This is a genomic window from Pseudomonas frederiksbergensis (assembly GCF_003732705.1).
In the GTDB taxonomy this organism is placed as follows: Bacteria; Pseudomonadota; Gammaproteobacteria; order Pseudomonadales; family Pseudomonadaceae; genus Aquipseudomonas; species Aquipseudomonas frederiksbergensis_F.
This window is the reverse complement of sequence record NZ_MOBR01000036.1, coordinates 1-7,515: the sequence shown is the minus strand read 5'-3', so window position 1 is coordinate 7,515 and position 7,515 is coordinate 1. Positions and strand designations below refer to the sequence as shown.

Annotated in this window: 8 protein-coding genes and 1 pseudogene; 4 read left to right on the top strand and 5 right to left on the bottom strand. The window is 59.3% G+C overall.

Annotated features, from left to right (window positions below; genetic code table 11):
- Positions 1 to 143, bottom strand: a pseudogene (locus BK667_RS33690) (serine hydrolase); the annotation flags it as partial.
- 225 nt (positions 144 to 368) lie between these two features.
- Positions 369 to 617, bottom strand: coding sequence for a hypothetical protein (locus BK667_RS25100; RefSeq protein WP_123511899.1), 249 nt, complete (start codon positions 615 to 617; stop codon positions 369 to 371).
- Between the two features lie 235 nt (positions 618 to 852).
- Between BK667_RS25100 and BK667_RS25095 the strand changes: the two genes are divergently transcribed.
- Entirely contained in the window at positions 853 to 1,215 is a 363-nt protein-coding gene (locus BK667_RS25095) for a hypothetical protein (protein WP_123599221.1), read from the top strand.
- Positions 1,216 to 1,314: 99 nt separating this feature from the next.
- Here the strand turns inward: BK667_RS25095 and BK667_RS25090 are convergent, their stop codons facing one another.
- From BK667_RS25090 to BK667_RS25075, 3 genes are all read right to left on the bottom strand, one after another.
- A complete protein-coding gene (locus BK667_RS25090; RefSeq protein WP_123511746.1) occupies positions 1,315 to 2,493 on the bottom strand; it encodes a trans-sulfuration enzyme family protein in 1,179 nt (392 codons plus the stop codon).
- Entirely contained in the window at positions 2,490 to 3,866 is a 1,377-nt protein-coding gene (locus BK667_RS25085) for a pyridoxal-phosphate dependent enzyme (RefSeq protein WP_123511748.1), read from the bottom strand. The genes BK667_RS25090 and BK667_RS25085 overlap by 4 nt, the downstream gene beginning before the upstream one ends.
- 311 nt (positions 3,867 to 4,177) lie before the next feature.
- Positions 4,178 to 4,582, bottom strand: coding sequence for a RidA family protein (locus BK667_RS25075; RefSeq protein ID WP_123599219.1), 405 nt, complete (start codon positions 4,580 to 4,582; stop codon positions 4,178 to 4,180).
- A 132-nt stretch (positions 4,583 to 4,714) separates the two neighbouring features.
- Here BK667_RS25075 and BK667_RS25070 point away from each other — a divergent pair, with 132 nt between their 5' ends.
- The 3 genes from BK667_RS25070 (at position 4,715) to BK667_RS25060 (ending at position 7,374) form a co-directional block, all read left to right on the top strand.
- Entirely contained in the window at positions 4,715 to 5,641 is a 927-nt protein-coding gene (locus BK667_RS25070; RefSeq protein WP_123599218.1) for a LysR family transcriptional regulator, read from the top strand.
- Positions 5,642 to 5,771: 130 nt separating this feature from the next.
- Positions 5,772 to 6,797, top strand: a complete 1,026-nt coding sequence (locus BK667_RS25065) for a polysaccharide deacetylase family protein (protein ID WP_123599217.1) — start codon at positions 5,772 to 5,774, stop codon at positions 6,795 to 6,797.
- A gap of 43 nt (positions 6,798 to 6,840) precedes the next feature.
- Positions 6,841 to 7,374, top strand: a complete 534-nt coding sequence (locus BK667_RS25060; protein WP_123599216.1) for an ester cyclase — start codon at positions 6,841 to 6,843, stop codon at positions 7,372 to 7,374.
- Positions 7,375 to 7,515: the final 141 nt, after the last annotated feature.

Genomic DNA, 7,515 nt, shown 5'->3' with positions numbered 1-7,515 from the left:
TCATCCAGTCTGATCAGCCCGTCACGCACTAACGATAGGGCTGTCGTAGCTAACACTGTTTTCGTAAAACTCCACCAGGGGGCCGTCAGTTCTAATCGGTCAGGCGTTTGTGGCTGACCATTTGATATGAGTGAACAGAGCATTGGCATCCTTGGTGTGTTGTACGGATCGACAGCTCGACAAGATATCCCATTCACTCTTCTTCGCCAGAGTGAAACGTTAGCCGTTTGTACTGTCCTGAACGACAGCTATTGGCCGATCTCTGCCTGTCACGAAGGACAGAAACCCACCCATTGCCGCCAGTGGCGACACTAAAGGCAACACGGCGTAAGGATGCTAGGGCGTAAAGCCCTAGCAGATAGCAGATGTCACTTTTTCTTTTTCGCTGGCTTTTCGGCCTTCTCTGATTTCTTAGCCTTTTCTGGCTTGCTATCAGCTTTTTTTGCCATTTTTTTGGGTTCGGCATCTTTCTTCTTGTCTTTCTTTTCGGCAGGTTTCGAAAGAGCCGACGCCGCAGCTGATTTCTTCGCGGTTGATGATTTTTTGTCTTTCAAATCCTTGCTGGCTTTTGAAGACTCACCTTTGCTTTTTTTCTCGTCTTTAGCCACGTTCACCACCTCTCGGAGTATGCCGGTATTGGCAATTTGCCTGTGGAATGTCCACCTGCTGATCATTAGGCGAGCACATCCAATGGCGGTTCAAATTTTTTGATGTGTCGAGAGGAGGGGGGGCGGGTGATGCGCTGTCATTGATCGCATCAATAGCAACCATTAACTCAATGAAGTTCTCATATCAGAACCGCGGCGTAAGATCGGCTCCATACAAACCCACTACACCTCGGAGCACACCATCATGAAACGCCAAACCATCCTCGGCATCGCGTTCTCGATCTTCGCACTGAATGCGTTTGCCGCGACTTCTGCTCAACCTGTGGTCGCTGAAGGCGGCTCGGATCATCTGATGCAGAATCGTGTGGCTGAAGGTGGCGCTGATCGCCTTCTGGAAAAACGCGCTGTTGCGGATACGTCGGATCGTCTTTTCAGCGACGCTGTTGCAGCCAACGAAACCGACCCACTGTTCAGCGATGCCGTTGCAGCCACTGAAACCGACCCGTTGTTCAGCGATGCCGTTGCAGCTGATGGCTCGGATCATCTGAAAGGCAACCAGGTTGCCGAGAGTGGTGCAGACCGACTGCTCGAACGCCGTGCAGTCTGAATGCATGGTTTTACCGCAGTACTCGACAAAAGCCCGGCCTCATCAGCCGGGCTTTTTTTCTAGCTCGCGCACTCTGCGCAGCCGCTTCCAACCCTCGACTTAAATCAGCGCCAATGCCTGCGCCAGATCCGCCCGCAGGTCTTCCACATCCTCGACCCCCACCGACAACCGTACCAACCCATCGCCAATCCCCAACTGCGCACGGGTCTCAGCCGGAATGCTCGCATGGGTCATGATCGCCGGATGCTCGATCAAACTCTCCACGCCACCCAGGCTCTCAGCCAAGGCAAAGATTTTCACGTTCTCAAGGAAGCGTGTGGCGCCCGCCAGGTCGGTGTTCAGATCAATCGAAATCATCCCGCCAAAACCACGCATCTGCCGGCGTGCCAGTTCATGCTGCGGGTGCGATGGCAGGCCCGGATAGTAGATGCGTGACACTTGCGGCTGACGTTCCAGCCATTGCGCCAGCTCCAGTGCGTTGCTGCAGTGGCGTTCCATGCGCAGGGCCAGGGTTTTCACGCCGCGCAGGGTGAGGAACGCGTCGAACGGGCCGGAGATGGCGCCCACGGAGTTTTGCAGGAAGCCCAGGCGTTCGGCCAGTTCCGGGTTTTGTCCGACGATGGCGATGCCGCCGATAACGTCGGAGTGGCCGTTCAGGTATTTGGTGGTCGAGTGCACCACGATGTCGAAGCCCAGTTCCAGCGGGCGCTGGATCCAAGGGCTGGCGAAAGTGTTGTCGGCGACGCAAATGATGCCGCGGTCACGGCAGGTGCGGGCGATGGCGCTGAGGTCGGTGAGGCTGAGCAGGGGATTGCTTGGGGTTTCGACCCAGACCATCCGCGTGTCGTCCTGCAACGAGGCTTCGAAGTTCGCCAGGTTGGTCAGGTCGACGTAGCTGAAGCGATGCCCGGCGCTGCGTTGGCGCACTTTATCGAACAGGCGGAAGGTGCCGCCGTACAGGTCGTTACCGGAGACGATGTGCGAGCCGGCGTCGAGCAATTCAAGCACGGTGGAGATCGCCGCCAGCCCGGAGGCGAAGGCGAAAGCCTGGGTGCCGCCCTCAAGGTCGGCGACGCAACGTTCCAGGGCGAAACGCGTCGGGTTGTGCGAGCGCCCGTAATCGAGGCCCTTGTGCACGCCGGGGCTCGACTGCAAATAGGTGGAGTTGGCGTAGATCGGCGGCATCAGCGCTCCGGTGGACGGGTCTGGCACCTGCCCGGCGTGGATCACCCGGGTGGCGAAGGCGCGCGGCGCACCGGTTTCATCGTGCTGACTCATGTAAGGGATCTCCGTAAGTGATTGAGCAGGTCAACGCGGGTAATCAGGCCATGGAAGCCTGAGGCGTCGGCGATAATCGCCACCAGCCCGCGGTCGAGTTCGGCTTGCAGTTCAGCCAGACTGGCGCCGGGCGACAGGGTTTGCACTTTGTCGGTCATTGCGCTGGCCACGGTCAAGCGAAAGTGCGAAGCATCTTCCTGCATGCCGAGCAGAATATCGGACTCGTCGATCACGCCGACCAGTTGCTTTCCGTCCACCAGCACCGGCAGTTGCGAGACATCCGCCAGGCGCATGCGCTGGAACGCGGTGAGCAGGGTGTCGTCCGGGCCGACGCTGATCACCCGGCCATCCTCGAAGCGCCGGGAGATCAGGTCGCGCAGATCGCCGTAGCGTTTGTATTGCAACAGGCCCTGGTCATTCATCCATTGGTCGTTGTAGACCTTCGACAGGTAACGGGTGCCGGTGTCGCAGACGAAGGTGACCACGCGTTTCGGCTCAGTCTGCTCACGGCAATAACGCAGCGCCGCCGCCAGCAAAGTGCCGGTCGAGGAGCCGCCGAGAATGCCTTCGGCGCGCAGCAGTTGACGGGCATGATCGAAGCTTTCTTCATCGCTGATCGAATAGGCGTGGCGCACGCTGGAGAGGTCGGTGATCGAGGGAATGAAGTCCTCGCCAATGCCTTCCACGGCCCAGGAACCGGGTTTGCCGAGGATGCCGCTGCGGCTGTATTCGGCCATCACTGAACCGACCGGATCGGCCAGCACCATTTCCAGATTCGGCTGCACGCGCTTGAAGAACCGGGTCAGCCCGGTCAGCGTGCCGGCTGAACCGACACCGACGACGATGGCATCCAGATCATGCTGGGTTTGCGCCCAGATTTCCGGCGCGGTGCTGCATTCGTGGGCCAGCGGGTTGGCCGGGTTGTTGAATTGATCGGCGAAGAACGCGTCGGGAATTTCCTTGGCCAATCGCGCCGCCACATCCTGGTAATACTCGGGATGGCCCTTGCCGACGTCGGAACGGGTGATGTGCACTTCGGCGCCCATGGCCTTCAAGTGCAGGACCTTCTCCGTGGACATTTTGTCCGGCACCACCAGCACCACGCGATAGCCCTTGGCCCGGCCGACCAGCGCCAGGCCCAGGCCGGTGTTGCCGGCGGTGGCTTCGACGATGGTGCCGCCGGGTTTAAGCCGACCGTCGCGCTCGGCTGCGTCAATCATCGCCAGGCCGATACGGTCTTTGATCGAACCGCCGGGGTTCTGCGATTCGAGTTTGAGAAACAGCGTGCACGGGCCGGTGTCGAAGCGGCTGACGCGTACCAACGGCGTGTTGCCAATCAGCTCGAGAACGGCGGGGCGGGAGTTGTGCGGCATGTCGTCACCTCCTGTGGGGGTCAGCCACTGGCGACGGGATTTGCCGTCCACCAGTTGCAGGTAAATCACGCTTGGACCATAGGCCGGGTTGGCCCCATCCGCAACCGGGTGTCGCCATTCGGTAATGGCGCGACGCTGTTCGCTCTAACGAAAAACGCCGCTGATCCTTTCACGGGACAGCGGCGTCAGAATCATCATCCTGTGGGAGCGAGCCTGCTCGCGAATGCGGTGTGTCAGTCGACATCTCTATCGACTGGTAGATCGCATTCGCGAGCAGGCTCGCTCCCACAGTTGATTGGCGGTGTGACAGATTAGTTGGCGGTGGCTTCCGGGAGTTTGGCGATGACTTTGATTTCAAACTGAAAGCCATACAGCCACGTCACACCCACAGCGGTCACCGTCGGATGCGGCGCAATGCCCCAGAATTCCGGCACGACTTTCCAGATTTTTTCAAACCGTTCTTCCGGATTGACGATAAACACCGTCACATCAATCACGTCGTCAAACGTGCAGCCGGCCTCATTCAGGATCGCGTTCAGGTTGTTGAACGCCGTTCGTACCTGGTCCTCAAGATCCGGTTCCGGTGAGCCGTCTTCCTTGCTGCCAACCTGTCCCGAAACAAACAAAAAGCCATTGGATTTGATCGCCGGCGAATAACGATTGCGCTCGTAAAGTGCCTGGCGTCCAGGCGGGAAAACCACATCACGCTGAGTCATAAAGTGCCTCCATCGGCAGGTCGACACCGACCCGCAATTAACGATGAAGTGACTGTAAGGACTTGCGTCTGCCCGATAAACGAGCAACCGTAGCTTTCACTGTTTGTAAAACCCAAACAATCCGGGGCGAAAATGGACCGTTTTGACGCGATGCAAGCTTTTGCGCGAGTGGTGGAGGCGGGCAGCTTCACCAAGGCGGCCGAGACGCTGCACATGAGCAAGACCACTGTGACGCAACTGGTGCAGCAACTGGAGGCGCGGTTGCGGGTCAAGTTGCTCAATCGGACCACGCGCAAGGTCAATGTCACTGCCGACGGCGCGGTGTTTTATGAGCGCGCGGTGCGGCTATTAGCGGATCTGGACGATGCCGAGACGGGGTTGTCCGGCGCTTCGGTGCAGCCTCGGGGCCGGTTGCGGGTGGATGTGCCCAGCCCGTTGGCGAGCATGATTCTGGTGCCGGCGTTACCGGCGTTTCACGCACGCTATCCCGACATCCAGATCGACATGGGCGTCAGCGATCGCATGGTCGATATCATCGGTGAGAACGTCGATTGCGTGGTGCGCGGCGGCGAACTCACCGATCAGTCGCTGATGGCGCGACGGGTCGGCGATCTGCAACTCGGGGTGTTTGCGGCGCCGAGCTATCTGGCGCGCGTCGGCACGCCATCGCATCCACGGGAGCTGGAGGATTCGGCGCATCGTATCGTCGGTTTCCTGTGGGCGCGCACCGGCAGAGCCTTGCCTTACGCTATGCGCAGCGCCAATGAAAGCGTGGAGATCAAGGGGCGCTACGTGCTGGCGGTCGACGATGGCAATGCCTACCTCGCGGCGGGCCTGGCCGGTCTCGGCGTACTGTGGATGCCCGACTACATGTCCAAGGCCCACGAAGCGCGTGGCGATTTGGTGCGTTTGTTCGAGGGCTGGCGTCTCGATCCGATGCCGATCTTCGTGGCGTTTCCGCCGAACCGGCATATCAGCCGCAAGTTGCGGGTGTTCATCGATTGGGTCGCCGAACTGATGACCCACCATGCGCCGATCACGGCCCGACAAGAGGCATAAAAACGTCAGAAGCATTGTTTGGAATTTCCGAAATTGATTTTCGATTTATGACCGATTATCAAAATAAACCTTAAGCACTAACGTGGCGCCATGCCCTTCGGCGCTTCACTTATTGTTTGAGGTCAACACGATGGAACCCACAAACACCGACTCTGCGATCCCTCCGAACCCGCAACGCCGGACCTTCCTGGCCCAAGCGGGTGCAGGGGCCGCCGTACTGGCAGCGGGGGCGTTGCTGAGTCCGGCAAACGCGTCCGCCGCGCAAACTACAGGCGCGGCGCCAAAATCGAGCAAACCCAAGGGCGGTTTCTGGCCGGGGGATGGCCGGTTGGTGGTCTCGATTTCCATGCAGTTCGAAGCCGGCGGCCAGCCGCTCAAAGACACCGACAGCCCGTTTCCCCGGGTGAACTTCCCCGACAGTGTCCCCTCGGATCCCGCCACCAATACCTGGTTTGCCTACGGTTATCGCGAAGGCATTCCAAGGCTGCTCGACCTGTGGGATCGCCACGGCGTCAAAGTTACCAGCCACATGATCGGCGATGCCGTGAAACGCAATCCGGTACTGGCCAGGGAAATCGTCACCCGTGGCCATGAAGCCTCGGGGCACGGCCCGCACTGGAGCTCGCAATTTGCCATGAGCCGCGATGAGGAACGGACCTTCCTGCAACAGGCCGCGAGCATGCTGACGGAGGTCACCGGCCAGCCCGTCAAGGGCTACAACTGCAACTGGCTGCGGCGCGGGCCCAATACCTTGTCGCTGTTGCAGGAGCTTGGCTACGTCTATCACATCGATGATGTCAGCCGCGACGAACCCTTTATCGAGCAGGTCAACGGCAAGGATTTTGTCGTGGTGCCGTACACCTTGCGCAACAACGACATCGTGCTGATCGAGGGCCGGAACTACTCGCCGGGACAATTTCTGGAACAGATAAAACTGGAGTTCGATCAGCTCTACGAAGAGGCCGGCACCCGGCGGCGCATGATGTCGATCAGTGCCCACGACCGCATCAGCGGCACGCCGCAGATGGTCAGGGTCTGGGACGAATTTCTGCGTTACGCCAAACGGCATCCCGGCGTCGCGTTCATGCGCAAGGATGCGATCGCCGAATACACCCTCAACAGCCCGCTCAGCATTCGAGAAACCGAGACGATTTGAATCGCTGCCTCGCCTGCGCAACATCATAAAAGGAACCCTGACGATGCCACGTTCAATTGCATCTGCGTCTCTCATTGCCGGCGTTTTGTTCGCCCTGACCCTGTCCGGTACGGCCACCGCCACCGACCTGGTCAAACCTGGTGTGTTGATCACGGACAAGAGCCTGACCCCCGCGCAACTCGACATCATGGAAACCGCCGCCCGCCGTTACGACACGTTCTGGAACACCGGTGAAGAAGCGTTTGCCCGGGACGCGCTGGCGAGCAACTTTATCGACAAGACCCCACCCGAAGGCCGTAAACAGGGGCCAGAGGGACCGTTGCTGGCGTCCCGGGCGTTTCGTGGCGCGGTGCCGGATCTGCGTTGCGAAGTCGAGCAAATGATCATTGCGGGCGACCGGGTCGTGGCGCACTTGCATTTTCGCGGGCACTTCACCGGAACCTTTGGCGAAACCAAAGGCGCGGGGCAAACCGTGGACTTCATCGCCACCGATATCTATCAGATTGAAAACGGCAAGATTGCCGCTAACTGGCACATCGAAGACAACCTGACATTGATGAAGCAGTTGGGCATGTAGCGCTAACGTTCGCCATCACCCCTGTAGGAGCGAGGCTTGCCCGCGAAAGCGGTGTATCAGTCAACATCGATGTGTCTGATACACCGCATTCGCGGGCAAGCCTGTTGGGGTCCAGTTTTTTTGGACCACTCCGTAGGAGCT

Coding starts and splice junctions, on each gene's coding strand:
- BK667_RS25060 (WP_123599216.1), top strand. CDS start 6,841: ATGCCACGTTCAATTGCATCTGCGTCTCTCATTGCCGGCGTTTTGTTC.
- BK667_RS25095 (WP_123599221.1), top strand. CDS start 853: ATGAAACGCCAAACCATCCTCGGCATCGCGTTCTCGATCTTCGCACTG.
- BK667_RS25090 (WP_123511746.1), bottom strand. CDS start 2,493: ATGAGTCAGCACGATGAAACCGGTGCGCCGCGCGCCTTCGCCACCCGG.
- BK667_RS25070 (WP_123599218.1), top strand. CDS start 4,715: ATGGACCGTTTTGACGCGATGCAAGCTTTTGCGCGAGTGGTGGAGGCG.
- BK667_RS25075 (WP_123599219.1), bottom strand. CDS start 4,582: ATGACTCAGCGTGATGTGGTTTTCCCGCCTGGACGCCAGGCACTTTAC.
- BK667_RS25085 (WP_123511748.1), bottom strand. CDS start 3,866: ATGCCGCACAACTCCCGCCCCGCCGTTCTCGAGCTGATTGGCAACACG.
- BK667_RS25065 (WP_123599217.1), top strand. CDS start 5,772: ATGGAACCCACAAACACCGACTCTGCGATCCCTCCGAACCCGCAACGC.